Genomic DNA, 19,786 nt, shown 5'->3' on the forward strand with positions numbered 1-19,786 from the left:
ATAGCCACCTTGCAAAAGGTGCTTTTTTATCCGAGTAGATTTGCATACTTTTGGTTAAGAGTTAGTTAATAAACAGTGTAAAATGGGTAGAGACTAGCTCTAATATCAGTCCCGATGGCCGTCGGGACTTTTTATTTTTAATCGTCGTGTCAATTGTTATATCACATAGGCATGTTCTTCATTTTTTAGGTTATCATTATAAATTGTTAGTTTTTATCTTTTTTTAAACGAGACACAAGCACTCTCCTTTCTTTAATATCAAAAGTCAACTGTTGTGAAGCGCTAAGTATACGCAGCACCTGATCGATATTTTCTTTCTTAGGTACCATCCCACCAAATACACAATCGCTATAATCCCCCTTTTCGAAAGCGACCTCTACATCATACCACCGCGAAAGCGTCTGCATAATCTCCCTAATATTGCTATTATCAAAACTAAACATCCCTTCTTTCCAAGCCAATAGACTTCCCAGATCTGGAATATTATCAATCCCCAACCCTCCATGTTTCTCATTCCATAGACACATCTGCCCTGGACGTAACTCAACTTCTTGCCCACCTGCAGAAACTGCCACACGCCCTTCTAGAAGACTCGTTTTTACAATATTCTGATCAGAATAGGCATTTACATTAAAATGGGTACCTAATACTCTGATAGTCTGCTGTCTTGTCCGAACAATAAAAGGCTGCCCCTGCTTTTTAGCAACTTCAAAATAAGCTTCGCCAGTGATCTCGACACTACGGGTACTTTGATCGAATTGGGTCGGGAAGGTAATGGATGACTCTGCATTAAGCCATACTTTGGTCCCATCTGCCAATACTACGGCAAACTGACCACCTCGAGGTGTACTCAGTATACGTTGACCTGTTTCCTTTTGTGAAGCTGGTAGATCGTCTGTTTTGAAAGTCATCATACCTGCACTGTCTTTAGACAGATAACGGTCTTTAACACTGTCCCCTACTAAACTGTCTAAATCTATAACACGACCATCTTCGAGATGAAGAATAGCCCGATCGTCTCCTGGTAATATGGCAGCGTACATGGAATCGGTCGACGTAGTGTCTGACTCCGTGTCACCTAAAACTAGCCATCCGCCTACGCATAATAACACCGCTGCGGCAGCCCCGATACTCCAATAAAGACGTTTGACCTTTCGCTTGGCAGTGTGAATACGATCATGCAATGCTACAGAAACACGAGATAGAATAACCTGTTCGCTAGCAATAGGAGCATCTTCTTCCCTCTCGAGTTCGGCTAAGAGCAAGTCACGTAAATACGTGGAGTCATTTTCTTCCTGAAAATGATCCAACAGCTGCAGAAGCTCGCTAGACGATGCCTGTCCCGCAAGATATTTGGAAAATAATTCTTTTAGATTCGTTTCTAGTTTCAAACTGATTAGGTCCTTTTATAAGCTAATACGGGGTTGTATTAAAAAGTACCTACTCTAAATTTACTTTTTTTAAAAAAAATATTAGCGGTATACATATCATCCTGTAACGCTCGACCTAGCCCGTTCCATTTCCTGCAGAATAGTTGCTGTCCAAAAATCCAACTCTAACTCTTTCTTCCGGATCATTTCCAATGAAAAGCGTCCTTTTTGATAACTGTCAGCTAATTCTTGCCGCTGATAATCGACCAGGTTTAATTCAAGTTGCAAATACGCTCCTTTTTCGGCAGTTTGCTTGGTTAACAATATGTGCTCCGCACTGCCATCAATCAGCTCTGACTCTTCGGCCTCCAGCTTAGCAACCATATTCTTGATCACGCTTTCCGTAAGATGTCCCCGTATTGGAATATTCGTCAGATAAGAAATCGATCGGTCTAATAACAATAGATTCAAAATATTGTCATCCTCTATTTTTCTGTCGACAGGTTTAAGTAAACTAATCATTCGGGGAAGCGTGAGTCCCTGTATAAATAATGTAAAAATAATAACAATAAAAGAAACAAAGAGTATGGTACTCCGCTCCTCGATCAACACTCCCTGCCCGTCGGTAAATGGCAATGCTAAAGCTGCCGCCAACGAAACAACCCCACGCATACCTGACCAAGATAGAATAAGATATTCTTTGCCCGATTCTGCATATATTTTTCTACTATCGCTAGATTTTCTAAATGAAAAGATAGGAAGAGCAAAAAGTACAAGCAGTCGGACCACAACAAGGATCAGAAAAATAAGAAAGCCATAGAATACCAGAGGAACAACTTCAGGTGAAGGAATATCAGCCAGTATACCTGGCAATTGCATCCCCAGAATCAGGAAAATCAGGCCGTTCAAAATAAATATGATAACATCCCAGATATGCCCCATCTGGATTCGGCTGGCAGCCGTAAAGATGGAAAAAGAATGCCAGGAAAGGTACATCCCCAGGATAACGACCGCCAACACACCAGAAAAACCAAGATGCTCTGCAAGACTATAGGTCGCAAAAGGCAATAAGATAACGGCAAAGGTTTCAACATTGCTATCATGGCGGAAGAAACCGTATATTTTGAGGAATAGGAATCCAATAGCTATCCCGACAAAAACTCCTCCGACACTGATATATAGAAACTGCCATCCAGCGTCCCATAAGGAAAAAGCACCGGTCATAACCGCTACAACAGCACATTTGTAAGCAATCAATGCGGAGGCATCATTCAATAAGCTTTCACCCTCCAAAAGAATGATCAATCTCTTGGGCAAGGGAATGCTTTTAGTAATACTGCTAGCTGCAACCGCATCGGGAGGGGATACAATTGCCCCTAGCACAAAGGCTAAGCCCCAGCCAAATCCAGGGAGTACATGATGTACAAAAACAGCAACAATGGTTGTCGTAAGAAACACAAGCAAAAAAGCGAGGACAGAAATTTTGGGAAACTCTTTTTTAAAATCGGGAATAGAGGTATTCCAAGCCGCATCAAATAGGACGGGCGGTAGCACAACGTAAAAAATCAGCTCCGGACTGATATCTATGGTAGGTAATAATCCTGTTAGGCTCAACAGCAGACCTACTAGTACCAATAAGATAGGAAGCGCTAATTTTATGCGTTCCTTGACAGAAATAATGACGATTAAAATAATGGATACCCAGATAATTTTCTCTAACTCTTGCATAGTCTCCTATTTTAGACCGCAAAAGTAACTAGTCAAAACTCCCTAGATGTTGACTTAAGTCAAAAATGAAAAAATGCGTTATTTTAAGAGATCGAATAGCGCAAACGCGATCAAAAAAAACAGAAAAGGGAACTCTTTCTTCAAAATGCTATTCGCTTTGGTAAGGTGGTTATTAATAGTAGACTTACTGATGCCGAGCAGCTCACTGATCTCCATATAGCTTTTACCTTCTAATTTGAAGAGGATGTATACCTGTCTGCATTGGGGAGGTAGCTTATCGATAGCATCCATCAAGCGTTCCTCTGTCTGCTTGAAAATGATATCTTCTTCGATATGCCCATACAACTCTGAATAATTACGCACAAACTCAGCACGATACCGCTCATCAATACTTTGCTTCCTAAAATAATCGTATACTAAGTTTTGGGCTATTTTGAATAGATAGCCTTTAAAAGACTGATCGACATTGATCTGTTCCCTTTTCTCCCAGACCCGAAAAAACAAATCCTGTAAGAGCTCCTCTGCAGTATCTGTCTGTCCGAGCAGACGGATCAGCCGTCCTAATATCCGAGGACTGTATTCGGTATAGAGCGCATCAAATGCAGCGTAATCTCCCCTCTTCAAAAGCAATAATTGCTCTCGCTCCTCCATATCGCTACTAAAACTATTCCTCCTGAACATGTGACCTCCACTATTTTTCTCGCCTCGTATTGTCTCTACCGACACAACCGATTGGGGGTCAAATATAAATCATATTCAAAAACAATACAAGTCAATTATCGCCTAGGTTAAATCGTCTCTTATTTAGCTACTGCTTCATTGTAGCCGATCCGGAAACTGATCTACTTTTTCGATACTCAACTGTTGCATCAGTTGATAAAGTTGAGCTTTGAACAAGTTAATCGTATGGCTACCTCCTAATTCTCCTAATGCCCCTACACCGTACATAAACGGTCTTCCCATGAAATTGAATGCAGAACCTACAGCATGAGCTCTCCCTAAATCTACTCCCGAGCGGATACCACCATCCAACATAATCGTCATCTGCTGTTTGTACCGTTCTTTGGCCGTCAGGCGCATCAATGAATAGATGGAAGATTCTGCTGCATCTAATTGTCTCCCTCCATGATTGGATACAATAACTCCGTCGACGCCAATATGCAATGCGTCTTCCATATCTTCTTCCGTAGCAATACCTTTCAATACGAGTGGTCCTTTCCAGATATCGCGGATTGCCTTGATTTTATCAACGGTAACTTTCCCTGTAAACGTGCGGTTCATAAACTGACCAAGCTGTGCGAGATCGAGTCCCTTTTCCATATAAGGCTTTAGGGTAGCAAATGAAGGAATACCATACTGCAAAGTTTTTATCCCCCAAGTCGGACAACGCATCGCCTGTAATATCGTAGAAGGTGTTAGCTTTGGAGGCATAGATAGCCCACTTTTTATCTCTCGGTAACGGAGTCCAAATGAAGGAACATCGACCAATACAACCAGTACTGGACATTCGACATCTTTTAACCGCTGTAAAATATCATCACGCAAACGGTTTTCTGTAGGATGATATAATTGAAACCAGGCTTTACCCTCCGAAACTTTCGCTATCCTTTCAATACTCGCTGTAGACACCGTACTGAGAATATAAGGGACATCCTGCGCTGCGGCAGAGCGCGCAAGTATCTCCGGAGCATTGGGCCACATAAGCCCCTGTAAACCGATAGGTGATATTCCGAAAGGAGCACTATACTTCTTTCCGAAAAGCTCTACAGACATATCTATCGCACCTACTTCCTGTAGATACCGGGGCTTTAGAAAAATAGAGTCAAAATCATTCTCGTTACGAAGCAGGTTCAATTCTTCGTTACAGCCCCCCTCCAGATAGTCAAACGCAAATTTAGGTATACGGGATTTAGCTTTTTTCTTCAGGTCTGTAATGGAAGGATATTTTGGATTGTATAACATATTGGTCTAATAACAAATTGAAAAATAAAACTACTCTGTTTTTCGATTTGCCTATAACAGAATATTACCCAATCGATACACTTTATTAACACACAAGGAGCTTCTCAGCCCCTCGTGTATTTTATTATTAAATCTGCTCGATGTTGAACCCAGCTTGTTTGACAAGCTCGGCCACTTTCTCGGCACTGAGACTGTCTGTACTTACTGTAAGTACCTTATCCTTGTTGGCGGTATCCACCTCCCAAGATGTGATGCCTTCTACATTATCGAGATGTGGTGTCACCTTTGTAACACAGCCGCCACAGTTGATATTGGTTTTAAATTGAAATTTTTGAGTTTCCATTGTATTATTGATTTATGAGTATTTAAATAATTATGTTTATTTTTTGAGTTTAAGTCTTAAACTATTACTGACTACACTGACACTACTCAGTGCCATTGCTGCTCCTGCAATCATTGGATTCAACAGAAACCCATTGACTGGATAGAGTAACCCTGCTGCCAAAGGAATACCGATCAGGTTGTAGATAAAGGCCCAGAACAAATTCTGCTTGATTGTTGCCACAGTCTGTTTGGATATTTTTATTGCCTGAGGAATTTTCAGTAAATCGGATGAAATAATAGTCATCTTAGCTACGTCCATAGCAATATCCGATCCTTTGCCCATTGCAATACTGACGTCTGCCGTAGCAAGCGCACTACTGTCATTGATACCATCGCCTACCATCGCTACAACATGCCCCTGAGCCTGCAACTCTTTGACAAAATCGGCTTTCTGATGTGGCAGCACCTCTGCCCGGTAATCCGTAATCCCGGTTTGTGCTGCAATCGCAGATGCTGTAGAATGATTATCTCCGGTCAACATATAGACAGAAATACCTTTCTGCTGGAGTTCTTTTATCGCTTTTCTCGAAGTGTCTTTGACCTTGTCCGCAATAGCCATGATTCCTAAAACGGCCTGATCGCTGGCAAACCAGATTACGGTCTGTGCTTGAGCAGCCCAAGTATTGGCCAATGCGGATACTTCCTTAGGAATAGCTATAGCATAAGTAGCCAACAAAGCTGAATTGCCCACGAGATACTTCTGCCCATCCAGAACCGCTTCTACACCTTTGCCCGTAATACTCTCAAAACTAGCTAGAGGTATAGACGTATAACCTTCCAAATGATTCACTACGGCATCGGCCAATGGATGTTCGGATTTCCGCTCGATAGAAAAAAGAACTTGCTTGACCGCTGCACTTCCTTCTTTCCAATATTCTGAAACGACCTTAGGTTTTCCCTCGGTAATAGTACCTGTTTTATCTAGAACTACCGCAGTAATATTTTTGGACAATTGTAGGCTTTCGGCATCCTTAATCAATATACCACTTTCAGCAGCTTTTCCCACACCGACCATAATAGCCGTTGGTGTAGCTAGTCCAAGCGCGCACGGACAGGCAATAACCAGTACAGTGACTGCGGAGATAAGCCCCATTACCCAGGCATTGTCGCCTCCCAATAGTCCCCAGAGTATAGCCGTAATGACTGCAATTCCAATTACGACAGGTACAAATACTGCAGCAATCTTATCCACGAGCTTCTGAACCGGGGCTTTAGACCCCTGTGCATCCTGTACCATACGGATAATCTGTGCCAACATGGTGTCCTTTCCAACTTTATCCGCTTTAAACTGAAAACTCCCCTTCTGATTGATTGTCCCTGCATACACCCGGTCACCTTGTTTCTTTTCCACTGGTATAGGCTCTCCGCTGAGCATACTCTCGTCGACATAGGAGCCTCCCCCATCGACACGCCCGTCGACAGCGATCTTTTCACCGGGCTTTACCAATACGGTATCACCTACCGCCAACTGTTCAATAGGAATAAGCTGTTCCTCGCCATTAGGTAGAATGACCAATACCGTTTTGGGCTGTAGCCCCATAAGCTTTTTAATAGCGGAAGAGGTATTGCCTTTTGCCTTTTCCTCCAATAACCTCCCTAACAGGATAAACGCAATAATAACGGCTGCTGCTTCGAAGTATACGTGTGCCTCAACACCTCTTCTGGTCAAGAAGTCCATCGCGACCATATTGAAAAGACTAAACACATAAGCGATACCTGTGCTCAGCGCAACTAAAGTGTCCATATTAGCTTTTTTGTGCTGCAGCTGTTTCCAGGCATTGACAAAGAAATCTTTGCCAAACCACAATACCACTGGCGTGGAAAACACCAACATAATCTCATTGGCGTATGGCATATGCATAAAGAACATCCCGATAATGACTACAGGCAGAGAGAGTACGATAGCGCCTATTGTCTTACGTTTGAGCTCGGCATATTTCTTCTCATGGATTTCCTCCAGAACCTCCTGCTGTTTTTCTTCCTCTGCGATCAGTATATCAAATCCGATCTCCTGAAGAGCTTGCTGCAATCTTGTTGGATCGTCTTGCCCTTCCGCAAAATTGACCGTAACAGTGGCTGTAGCAAAATTGACGGAGGCATCTATGATTCCATCCACTGTCTGCGCCATGCTCTCTACGCTCGAGGCACAGCTCGCGCAGCTCATGTTCAGTACCGGGAAGGATTTCTTTATTTGTTTTGATTCTATTACTTCCATAATCTTCTAAGTGAATTAATAATACAAAAGTGGACAATCGCTGCCCCATTATATTATAGTATTTGGGAAATGTGTTATAGAATTACGAAGAAGCCAGGGCTAACAGGTCTTCTTTGGAAAGACTATTGAACCAGTTTGCATCTGTACCGACAAGATCGCTGGCCAGCTTCTGTTTCCGCTGTTTGAGGTCTATGATCTTTTCTTCAATGGTATTGGTACAGATTAAACGTACAGCGGTCACTTTTTTGTCCTGCCCAATACGATAGCTCCTATCTATGGCTTGATTTTCTACTGCTGGATTCCACCAGGGATCGACCAGATATACATAATCAGCTTCAGTGAGATTCAACCCTAATCCTCCGGCTTTTAAACTGATCAGGAACACACGGACGGATTCATTTTCCTGAAAATCTGCAACGATAGACTTGCGGTTTTTCGATTGTCCTGTTAGGTAGGAATAAGCTATCTGCTGGCGATCTAACCGTTCTTTAATCAGATCTAACATCCCTACAAACTGGGAGAACACCAAAATCTTGTGGCCCTTCATTTTATCCATTATCTGCTCTAAGAGCACATCTATTTTGACACTATTCGCAGCAGAATATCCATTCTGTAATAGTGCTGGAGAATTGCACACCTGCCGAAGCCGGGTTAGCGATGCCAAAACATGCAGACGGTCTTGGTCCAACAGCTCAGCGTCGGTACCGTTGATATAGTTTCGAACTTCCTCTTCGTAAGCAGCGTATATAGTGCGTTGCTCTTCGTTCATATCACAATAAATGACCGATTCGGTTTTCTCTGGTAGCTCGTGCACGACCTGTCGTTTAGTACGTCGTAATATAAAAGGAGCGATTTTTTCTTCAAGTTCTAGCGCACGCTGCTTAAACTCAAACTGATCAATGGGAATAGCATAGGTATCTTTAAAAAACTGTTTATTGCCCAATAATCCGGGGCAGGCAAAGGAGAATAGTCCGTAAATATCAAAGGTGCTATTCTCGACAGGTGTGCCGGTCATCACTATCCTATTCGTTGACTTTAAAACACAGACAGTCTTATAGCGCTCCGAATTTGGATTTTTTATTAATTGCGCCTCGTCGAGAAAGACATAACTAAAAGATTGATCTCTGAAAAAACCAATATCTGAAGATAAAACGCCATAACTGACTAGAATAACATCGTAGTTGGTAAGCTGTTCTACCTTTTTCGAGCGGGGCATCCCGTTATAATTAAGGACACGCAGGTCTGGAGCAAAACGTGTAAGCTCGTCTTCCCAATTGAACAGCAAAGAGGTCGGGAGAACGATAAGGTGAGGATGCTCACCTGCCTTTTCCTTAAGATACAGTAAAAATGCGATTACTTGAACAGTCTTGCCCAGCCCCATATCGTCTGCCAGACAACCTCCAAACTTAAACCTGTCCAAGAAACATAACCAGCTAAAGCCTTCTTGCTGATAATCTCTCAAAACAGTCTGCAATCCTCTAGGGGATTCTACTTTTGGGACCGCGGCTGCTTCTAGAAAATCTTGCCGGAGAATAGTCAGTTCCTCCCGTACTTCGGTGGACAACACATCGCTTTCAAAATGCGATTCGACTTCTGAAAAGCGAATTTTGGGTATATGCAACAGTTCTTTCTCGAGCTGAGCCATACTAAAATATTTGCTTATTTTGTTCATCCACTCATCGGGCAATACCCCTAAGGTGCCATCGTCTAATGTAACGAATCTACTTTTATTGCGAAAAGCCCGTTGGATCTGTCGCATCCGGGCTACCTGCCCTCCAAAATTGACTTTGACATGCACATTGAACCAATCCTTTCCACTGTTTATTTTGATATCGACTTTGGCTGTGTAAGGATTAATTCCTGTTCCACCTAGTTCCTGAAAGCCAAGTATAGTGATTCCTGCCTGACGCCAGGCCTCAAACGCGGAGAGAAACCACGAATCATCAAAAAACTTATCCTTGTGTAGATAAAAATACTGGGCATAGTGCAGTTGCTCTTCAAAATCGGGATGTTGGCTCAATATAGCTGCCGTAAAACGGTCTTCATATACAGTATCTCTATTTCCCTTGAACCTATTGCCTGCAGCATCTACGATGTACAATTGCTTGCGCGAATAGACAGGCAGTTCGGAATCGCCATAACGAACGACAGGGGTAAGCGAGATAAATGTCCCTTCTTTCTGTAAATAGAGTAGACACTCCCGCTCCGAGTTAGTCCCTGCAATCTGGGCTGGACTGGCTTTATGGATATACGCGTATTCGACATCTACATAGCCCTCTATAGGAGTTAAAAACTGTGCATCAAAAGCATCGTACTTTGAACTATGTACAAGCAAGGTCTCATTATTACTTTTTAGAAACTGTATGACCCGCAAAAGATCCGGGTCCGGTACATAGATATATTGCTGCTTGAAAAAGATGAAATAATCGTTCTTTAGTACCAGCTCGGAAATAGGCACTAGCGTATCTAAAATAGATAGAGCGCTATTTATCTCATAAAAAGGTTCTTTTTTAAAGACTTTTAATTTTAATTCAGGCTTGACAATTGCTAGTTTCACAGGAAACAGACTTTTTGCGACAATACTCTCCGATCTTGATCGGTCGTGATAATAAACATCCAATTTCATAGGATTGGATGCAATAATCTTCAGTGCCAATATTTCGGTATCATTAGCTTCGCTCTCAAATCTGTTTTGATAACTAAGCAGCGCTGTCAAAAAACGCACCGTATCGGCAGTATTCTCCTGCAATAACTGTCGCGCAAGGTCAACGGGAGTTAATGGGTTTTTCAGTTTTCCCTGTTGGGTAAGTTCCACCTCAAATAGTAAAAAATTGGTCTGCTCGTAAAACCGATGCTTGCTCAACACGAGTATCCATTTCTTGATATCACTTAGTTCTGCCAGTTCAGGCAATGTAGACTTACTTCGTTCAAAAGAAGATTGTTTTAGAAAAGCCTGATCGACGCGAAACAGTTCTCTTTGCTTGCTAAAGATAACGGCCTTACCCTCTTCAAACTGCAGCTGGAAATAAACATCCATATCTTCCTCTCTGTCCAATCCATACCCTTTGGCCAGACTACGTAATCGCGTATCCCGCATACGGCCATCGAAAAAGATACGATAATCGTCTCGTTTTAGAATAGCATCCAGTACCTCCATCTGATGGATACATACCTTATCAAGCGGACTAGCACAGGTACAGGTCAGCGCGAGCGTAGTATCCTCCTGTCGTACCCCGACCTGAGGAAAAACCACCTCACCGGTATCTTTACTGAATAAGCCTTCGTTCAATGCCAGATGGATCGGATATACCAATACACTCTCGCCCGAGTCGGCATAACTACTGCCCGGAGCAAGGTGCCGCATCAGGTCGTAAATAGAACACGCCCCTAATAAGGTATCTCGCAGAATGATGACATGAGATTGCTCCATGCAGCCTAGAATAGTTTTTTGTACAGGTGCAATATCCTACTATTTATGCACAATGCGTCTATTTTTTTAACAGAAAAAAGGAGGTAATTCGAATCGAACACCCCCTTATTAAAAAACAAACCAGATTTAGACTTTATGGTTTCATATATTTTTCCGTAAACTCTGCTTCCATTTCTCTAAAATGTGCTGCCTTATTGTGCAAATAGAACCAACCATGTGCCGCACCTGGATATAACATCAATTCAAACTGCTTACGTGCTTCTTGTAGGGCGTCAACCAAACGGATAGTGTTGCGCATATGTACATTATCATCCATGGTACCTTGATTAAGCAGCAGCTTGCCTTGAAGATTGCTAGCATAGTTCAGCGTACTTGAGGTAAAATACCCTTCCGGATTTTCTCTTGGCGTATCCATAAAACGCTCTGTGTAAGCCGAGTCATAAAATCTCCAATCGGTGACCGATCCTCCCGCTACTCCCGATTTGAATGTCTCAGGAGCTTTGAGCATGGCCATAATCGTGATGTAACCTCCATAACTGAAACCACGTATCCCAACGTATTGGGGATCAATGAATGGATATTTCTTCTTGATTTCTTCGACCACAAAAGCATAGTCCTTGACTTCCCAATCTCCCAAATTTCGATGCATATAGTTCTGTCCCACTTTTCCAAAATGCCCAGATCCCCTATGGTCGATCTGTACACGGATCATATTTACAGTATCGGCCATTGGATCGCCAAAGCCACCTTGGAAACCGTCCCTCACCGTTCCAGCATTGGGTCCTCCATAAATCAACACCATCAAACCGTGCTTACGGTTCTTATCCAAGTTGGCAGGAAAAGAAATACGCGCAGGCAAATCAAAGCCATCTGACGTACGGAAACGTTGAACTTCGCTATACGAAGCCTTACCTACCAATCGATCATAATCCTTGCCTTTACTATCTGCTAGTTCTCGAATTATCTTTCCTTTATTATCAAGCACTGCCGCACGTTCCGGTGTATTGTAGTTACTGTAATTCGTAATAAAATACTTCCCATCGGGAGACAGATTTGTTTTATGGGTATAGTCTCCAAATGTTAACCGTTGGATATTACCATTTTTAAGTTCGACTTTATACAAATCGTCACGTGTAGAGTTTTCGCGATTTCCAGTGATATACATGAGCCCATCTTTCTCCTGGATCATATCAATACTCTTTACGTTCCAGTCTCCCTGTGTCAATGGGCGAATTAAATTTCCATCTCTATCGTACAAATAAACATGCATATAACCTGTCCTGTCCGACAATAACAAAAACTGTTTACGTTGTGATAAAAACTGAATCTTATCTTCTTGATCTAGAGCAATCCAAGTCTTTTGTGTCTCTGTATAAATAGAACGCTTATCACCTGTTAAAGGATCTATCGCAGAGATAATGAGTGAATCTTGGCCTCTATTCAACCATTGAACATACAGCTCGTCAGACTCTGGTGTCCAGATCGGTTGACCAAAATATTGATCCTCTTTCGAGTTATAGTCAGCCCACTTGATTTTATCCGCTTCTAAACTATAAATACCGACCTTGACCTCGGGATTCTTATCACCAGGTAATGGGTAGCGTATTGCAATCTGATTGACATGCTGCCCCGTATCCTGCGCCATGTAATGGATAGGAACTTCAGTATCATCAAAATGCATAAAAGCTATTTTTCTACTATCGGGACTCCACCAAAAAGCACGATAGTTCATCCCTCTACCCAGGATCTCTTCGTTATAGATCCAGGAAGACCAACCATTGTAAATAGATGACGCGCCATCGCTTGTCAATTGCTTATTCTCGCGACGTTCAATATTATACAAAAACAAATTTCCATCTTTGGTATAGGCCAGATGTGTCGAATCAGGAGAAAGTGTAGTATTCTGCATCCCCCTTAAAACGATTTCCTGTTTCCCATCTCTTGCATTGATGTGTACATCTCCATTTTTAGAAATAGAGATAGCCTTTGCTAATGGAACACCTACCTGCTTGATATACGCTCGTCCCGTTTTTACATTTGTCAAGACACTTTCAGAATTATTGGAAGTAGTAGATCGACGAAAGAAACCATAGTGACTACTATCTTCCCAACGGAACGGTGTAAGCCGGTTGACATAGTCATAAGGTGAGTTGTTCGGGATCTGAGCTAATGCTCCGCCTGCCCACAGCGAGCAGACAAGGGTAACTGATTTTATCCAATTCATTGCTTATTTTTTTAACTCAGTTTCTAGCATTTTCTTAAGAGAAGGATCACTAGGACGAGGAGCATCATCAGTCACTACTTTTCCCTGCTTATTGAACACCATAAAACGCGGAATCCCCTTAATCTTGTAGTCTTTACTTATTTTTGTATCCCACGATCCAGCAAATAACTGGATACCACCAAGTTTTTCGTCTGCGATCATCTGCAACCATTTGTCTCTGTTTTTAGCTTCATCTACCGATACAGAGATAATGACGACATCTGTTCCATGCATCTCTTCATGCAGCTTCCGCAAAGCAGGAAACTCAGCTTTACAAGGACCACACCAAGTAGCCCAAACGTCAACTAAAACAACTTTACCTTTAAAATCGCTCAAGGATACCTGTTTACCATTTACATCAGGATAGGTAAAATCGGATGCCTCACCACCTTCTTTACTTTTATACAGCTTCGCTCCTAAATCTTCCAAAAGCACTCTTTGCGTCGGTAACTCGAAATACTGGGCATATTTTGTGGAAAATTCCACAAATTGATCATAAGACTTAATCATTGGAAGACGCGACTTTATCAAATAAGCAGCCTTCTGCTCGTTGGTACTGAAATAAGTTAACAACTGTACGTCATCTTTTATGTCAAGCTGTCTAGCGATATAACCAGCATACATACCTACGAGACGGTCTCCGTACAGATACTTCATGATATTATTACTCACAAACTTATCTTTTGCTACTATAGTAGAATAGATGGCTGGTCGCTGTACCGAAGCATCCGGATGAGCGGTACGAGGTGTACTCAAAAAATTAAGCGCATAGAGGTCCATACTGATACGCGCGTAGTCTTTCATCAAGCTATTGAATGCTGGATTTTTTGTATCTACTTGCTTTTGAAAATCAAGAACAATTTTGTCCGCAGTCTCTAGGGCAGGAAAAAAATCGACATAAGTACTTCTTGTTTTATTAAAATAAATAGACTTCGCTTTAATGTCTTTGGTCAATGCATGCCATTGTTGCAACTGCCTGTTCTCTTCCGATAATTGTCCGGTTAATTGACTTTCTACACCATTGATATTTAACCCGACCTGTTCTCCTTTTTTTATATAGAAATCGAACTGTCCATCCATTAATGACGGAGCCCCAACGGCGTAAAACCCTTCATATGTTGGAGTAAATAAAAACCCATAAGAGCCATCGGGCGCTACTTCGGTTTTAGCGATAGACACGGGCGCGCCATGCTCAATCCGCATTAACTCAATAGTATTATAACGTACAGATCCTGGTTCGACCACCCCTTGAACGCTGCTCATCTGTGCCATTAAACAGCTCCCTGTAATGACACTGAGAAACGTCAATATTACTTTCTTCATAGTTGTTATTAATTATTTGATTCTTATTAAAGTTATTCCCACCCTGGATTTTGTATCAGTTTATTTCCAGGCTTATTCATTTCACTCAAGGGGATAGGAAACAGATAGTGCTTCTCCACAAAAATCCGCTGCTTGGTAAGCGGCTTTATACTGTATGTCTTTGTCCCTGTCTGTGCGTCTCGCACAATTTCCATTTTTTTGATAGGATTTGTTGCCGTACTAAACAATTGTGGCGCTAATTTCCAACGTTTGACATCCCAATAACGAAAATCCTCAAAGGCAAGCTCTACCCTTCTTTCATGACGGATGGCTTCTCGCATCTCTACCTGCGAAAGTCCGGCTTTTAATACAGGCATTTTTGCACGAGTCCGCACCTTGTTCACCGCTTCATACACTGTTGCATCGGGTCCGACCGCCTCATTCTGTGCTTCGGCATAATTTAACAACACCTCAGCATAACGGGCTAAAATCCAATTCTGTGAAGAACGAACATTGGCATCTGCAAAAACAACGTTTTCATCTGCAAATTTTCGTAGATAGTACCCTGTATTAGTCACCCAAGCGGACACCTGCCCTCCAGAGACCACCATATCTACCCCTCCATTATGCATCTGCATGGGTCTACCTCTGAAAATCGCCCCATCGTACAATACCGTGGCCGCAAACCGAGGATCTCTACCTTGATAAGGATTGTTGGCATCGTATCCCGACTGTGCGTCGCTAATAGGAAGACCTGTAGACTGCATTTCGTAAGCATCTACCAGATTCTGCGTGGGCAATGTGCCAGCACGACCTCCAAATGCAGGAGGCTGTGTATACGAATCATGGTAGTGTCCCCGTTCATCTTTATTATTATTGTGCTGCACAGATAAAATCACTTCTGTATTCATCTTATTGGTCACGGAAAAAACAGAAGCATAATTAGCAGGCAAACCGTAAGAACCTAGATCCATAATCGCTTTGGAAGTTTGTGCAGCTTCTGTCCAACGCTCTCCCAACATTTCTACCCTTGATTTATAGACCAATGCAGCCCCCTTAGTAATACGCCCCCAATCGGAAGCGGCGTAGCTTTTTGGCAACACATCTGCTACTTCTTGAAATTCGTTGATCAGAAAATCCTGAAAATCCTGTGCCGATGCTCGAACGACAAAAGCCTCATCGCCCAACATATCTTGAGCTGTAGTAATAATAGGCATCGGGCCAAACCATTGCATCAGATCGTAATAATAGTAAGCTCTTAAGAACCTAACCTCTGCCTTCATACGGCGATTCAACTCCTGATTGCCAGGCACCTGGTCTACTTTTTGGATAAACTCATTGGCCCTACGGATATAGGTCCACCGATCGGATGTCCACATCGCATTCAATGGTGAATTGCTTGCGTCAAAAGCTCCGTTCCAATAGGGATTGAACATAGTTCCATTTACCTCTCCATCATCTGTAATATTAGACAATAGATTTTGTGTGTATATACCCGCGCTATAATGTGGTCTTTCAAAGCCAGAATTCAACTTGGAATAGAAATTGGCCGTATAGACCAACACCATATCCTGGTTCTGCCACATTACGATATCATTGACCTGATCTGGGGGCGTAATATCGAGAATACTACTACAACTGCTCATCCCCAACCATAGGGATATTACTCCGATATATTTTATTTTATGTAGTTTCATTGTTATCATCAATTAGATTTAAAAAGAAAGACTTGCACCGAACCCAAATTGCTTCTGTGTCGGATAAAAACCAGGACTTACCCCTCCAGTTCCTATTCTCGGTGTTTCGGGATCTATTCCCCCCTCTACCGTAGTCCATGTCCAGAGATTAGAAGCCTGAACGTAAACGCGCATCGTTCTTAACTTTACGGTCTTCAACCATTCTGCAGGTATCTGATAGCTCAATCGTAGATCGCGAAGGCGTATAAAATCGTCCTTCTCAAAATTATTATCATTACGACGACTGTTGTTGGTTGAGGCTGCATTCCGCGGATACCGAGCCCCTTCATTGCCCACACGCCAAGTGTTATTATAAAGATAATCCCAGGTCGTACTATTGCCGTACTGAATAACACCACCAAACCCGGCATTGAAAAAGGCAGTCAACATAAAGTTCTTGTAATGAGCATCGAAACCTAATCCAAAATTGAGCGGAGGATAACCGTAGTTTTCTTTCCAATATTGATCCTGCGGAGTAAGCTTACCATCGCCATTTAAATCATTAAATTTTAGATCTCCTGGTTTAAGCGTCTTATTTTTCAAACCATCCTGATCGACATGCCAATTCTCAATCTCGGTTTGGCTTTGGAAGATACCCGCACTCTGGTATACCAAGATAGAATTGACAGATCTTCCTTCTAGACGTTCATAGTCGGGCAACTGAGAGGTACCCTGCTCTAAATGCTCGGTACGTACATAGGTAAAATTGGCATTGATACCTAACTTCCAATCGGCATTGAACTGATGCTTACTGGATACATTAAAATCTATTCCACGGTCACGCATCTTGGCAAAATTCCGTATCGGTGCTCCGATTCCAAAACTCTGCGGCAGGGAAACCGAATTACTCAGGAGAATATCGTATCTGTTCTTTTGGAATACATCTACGACAAAACCTAACTTGCCGTTCCAAAGCGTAGCCTCTAGTCCAATATTCTCCTGTCTATTTTTTGCCCAGGTGATATTATGATTAGGAAGAGAACCATTGGTCAAATAAAATGTTGGCGCATAGGCTGTACCAAAAAGATAACCATAAGAACCAAATCTACCTGTGTTTCCGATACCATAGGTATAATAGTAAGAATTAGCACCTATGCCATCATCGCCAGTCAAACCGATAGAAGCCCTAAGTTTCAAAACATCAACAGTGGAACGTAATGGTTCAAAAAAGTCTTCTTTGGAAATATTCCAAGCCCCCGATAGACCTGGGAAGAATCCCCAACGATTGCCTGGAGCAAAGATCGTGGAGCCATCGAAACGGAAGCTTCCTTCCAAAAAGTAGCGTCCATCGTAATTATAGTTGACACGACCTACGTAACCGAGGCGAGCTGATTCAAAACGCGTACCCGATGTCACCTCGCCTGCTGTAGCTCCAATATTGATAATATCTAATCCAGGTGCTATTAGATTAATACGCTTATCACTATTAAGGTCTCCATTGGACTCGGTCACAGTGAACAGCCCCAATAAATCTAATCCGTGCACACCAAACTTACGATTGTAAGTCACCGCAAAATCCGCTGTATAGGTATTGCCATCATTGACACGATCTTCTACCGACGGCTTACCTGCTCCTGAGACTAGACGGGTACCTGTAGGACTCGTAGGGTCCCATTGATACAAAGGCACTGGAACACTATAATCTTTAGTACGTGTAAAATTTTTATCTACAGCGATGCTTGTATATGCTCCCAATCCCCTCACCATCTTACTCTCCCAAGTAAGCTTTCCGATCATCGTTATGAAATTATCTTTCGTATAGCGATATCCTGCTCGATCGGAAATATCTGCCATAGGATTACTTCCTCCACCGGTACCTACACCAAAAGTACCGTCTAACATATATACCGGGGTGAGCGGAGATGAATTGACCGCAGAATTGAGTACCGAAGCCCCTCTTACATCCTGCCTGCCACCTCGATAACTAATATTAACCTCGGCCTTTAGCTGGTCGCTAAGCTTGAAATCTAAATTTGACTGCAATGTATAACGCTTATATCCATTCCCGGCATACATGCCGTTTTGATCGGTATACGAACCAGAAACAAAATAACGGACAGCCTCAGAGCCGCCGTTGATATTCATGCTATGATTTTGAACTAAAGCCGAAGTACCGGTCAAAAGGTCGATCCAATCCGTGTTAGCATACTTGTGCGGTGCCCATTGATTTTGAATGGTATCCAAAACAGCTGGCGAATAAGGTGCTGGTAGACCATTATTGAGTGCAATCTCATTCTGAAACAAGGCATAGGTATGACCATCTATTGTGCTAATCATCCGACCTGGCTTAGTCCAAGAGGTATTATTAGTATAAGAAAAGGAAGGTTTACCTATTTTACCCCGTTTGGTGGTGATGATAATTACGCCATTGGCAGCCCGTGATCCATATACTGCTCCTGCTGCATTGTCTTTAAGTACCGATATACTTTCCACTTCATTGGGATCTATCTCCTGTAATCCAGCCTGATCATTACCATTAATATTACGAGGCACTCCATCTATAACCAACAAAGGAGCCTGGGTAAGTGATGTAGTACGGATCAACAGGGTAGCATCATCTGCTCCTGGTGTACCTGAAGTAGTTCGAGACAACAATCCAGGCAATCGGCCTGCAAAAACCTGTGAAAGATTCGTGGTCGGCATCTGGGTTATCTCTTCGGAGGTAATTGTAGAAACAGCTGTTGTTAGATTTTCCTTTTTAGTCTTACCGTACCCGACGACGACCATTTCATCCAGCTCTTGGTTTTCTACTTTTAGCGTGACCTTATTTTCTACATTGGGCAATAGGTTTGCTATTTTCCCTGAATACCCCACCATAGTAATACTAGCCATGAGGCTAGTTGTTCCTGGGATAGAGAAATAACCATCTTTGTTCGTTTGAAATTGATTTTCTACGTTTGCAACACGAATAGTAACACCAGGTAGTCCTTCCCCTTTTTCATCCAGAACTCTCCCCTTAATATATTGCTGTTCCTCTACAGTCTGTTGTACATGAGTTGTCCGTTGCACTGCTCTACGCTTGAATACAATCGTCCTATCAGATAAGGTATACGTAACAGGTTGCTCAATGCAACAGCTCTCCAGTACTTCTTTTAATGGTTTGTCTTTGACATCTATATTAACTGGTTTAAAAGATTTGGCCAAATCTGGTGAGTAGGCGAAATCATACCCTGTCTGTTTACGAAGTTCCCTTATGACTTCTTCCAAACTGGCATTTTTAAACTTCAGGCTCACTTGTTGGGCACTCAGCCCAAACGAACTGAACACCAATATGCCCGCAGCAACGGACTTAATACATTTTGTAGCCAAAATGGCTCTAAAAATGCGATTCCCCATCTTCTTTTCGGTATTCGATTTAGGTTGCATATTAAAATTGTAAATAGTTTTCTTTTTATA

The 19,786-nt window shown here is 42.3% G+C and carries 11 protein-coding genes; all 11 read right to left on the minus strand.

The genetic code is table 11. From position 1 onward, the window contains the following. Nucleotides 1-206: 206 nt before the first annotated feature. On the minus strand, nt 207-1,391 hold the full coding sequence (locus CLV99_RS14190) for a FecR family protein (RefSeq protein ID WP_133585181.1): 1,185 nt from the start codon (nt 1,389-1,391) through the stop codon (nt 207-209). A gap of 96 nt (nt 1,392-1,487) precedes the next feature. Beyond that, the gene (locus tag CLV99_RS14195) at nt 1,488-3,098 is read right to left on the minus strand and encodes a Na+/H+ antiporter (RefSeq protein WP_133585182.1); all 1,611 of its coding nucleotides are present in this window, start codon (nt 3,096-3,098) and stop codon (nt 1,488-1,490) included. Between the two features lie 78 nt (nt 3,099-3,176). After that, the gene (locus tag CLV99_RS14200; RefSeq protein WP_133585183.1) at nt 3,177-3,824 is read right to left on the minus strand and encodes an RNA polymerase sigma factor; all 648 of its coding nucleotides are present in this window, start codon (nt 3,822-3,824) and stop codon (nt 3,177-3,179) included. 90 nt (nt 3,825-3,914) lie between these two features. Then, the gene (locus tag CLV99_RS14205) at nt 3,915-5,060 is read right to left on the minus strand and encodes an alpha-hydroxy acid oxidase (protein ID WP_133585184.1); all 1,146 of its coding nucleotides are present in this window, start codon (nt 5,058-5,060) and stop codon (nt 3,915-3,917) included. A gap of 127 nt (nt 5,061-5,187) precedes the next feature. Beyond that, nucleotides 5,188-5,403, minus strand: coding sequence for a heavy-metal-associated domain-containing protein (locus CLV99_RS14210; RefSeq protein ID WP_133585185.1), 216 nt, complete (start codon nt 5,401-5,403; stop codon nt 5,188-5,190). Nucleotides 5,404-5,439: 36 nt separating this feature from the next. Further along, nucleotides 5,440-7,659, minus strand: a complete 2,220-nt coding sequence (locus CLV99_RS14215) for a heavy metal translocating P-type ATPase (RefSeq protein ID WP_133585186.1) — start codon at nt 7,657-7,659, stop codon at nt 5,440-5,442. Nucleotides 7,660-7,741: 82 nt separating this feature from the next. Then, nucleotides 7,742-11,089: a DEAD/DEAH box helicase gene (locus CLV99_RS14220; RefSeq protein WP_133585187.1), complete on the minus strand. Its 3,348-nt coding sequence runs from the start codon at nt 11,087-11,089 to the stop codon at nt 7,742-7,744. A gap of 133 nt (nt 11,090-11,222) precedes the next feature. Then, the gene (locus tag CLV99_RS14225) at nt 11,223-13,313 is read right to left on the minus strand and encodes a S9 family peptidase (protein WP_133585188.1); all 2,091 of its coding nucleotides are present in this window, start codon (nt 13,311-13,313) and stop codon (nt 11,223-11,225) included. 3 nt (nt 13,314-13,316) lie between these two features. Further along, nucleotides 13,317-14,675 (minus strand): TlpA family protein disulfide reductase, encoded by a 1,359-nt coding sequence (locus CLV99_RS14230; RefSeq protein WP_133585189.1) that lies wholly within the window; start codon nt 14,673-14,675, stop codon nt 13,317-13,319. 32 nt (nt 14,676-14,707) lie between these two features. Next, a complete protein-coding gene (locus CLV99_RS14235) occupies nt 14,708-16,351 on the minus strand; it encodes a RagB/SusD family nutrient uptake outer membrane protein (RefSeq protein WP_162850122.1) in 1,644 nt (547 codons plus the stop codon). Nucleotides 16,352-16,369: 18 nt separating this feature from the next. Further along, nucleotides 16,370-19,756, minus strand: a complete 3,387-nt coding sequence (locus CLV99_RS14240) for a SusC/RagA family TonB-linked outer membrane protein (protein ID WP_133585191.1) — start codon at nt 19,754-19,756, stop codon at nt 16,370-16,372. Between the last annotated feature and the right edge of the window lie 30 nt (nt 19,757-19,786).

The sequence above is a fragment of the Sphingobacterium yanglingense genome, from assembly GCF_004363245.1.
In the GTDB taxonomy this organism is placed as follows: Bacteria; Bacteroidota; Bacteroidia; order Sphingobacteriales; family Sphingobacteriaceae; genus Sphingobacterium; species Sphingobacterium yanglingense.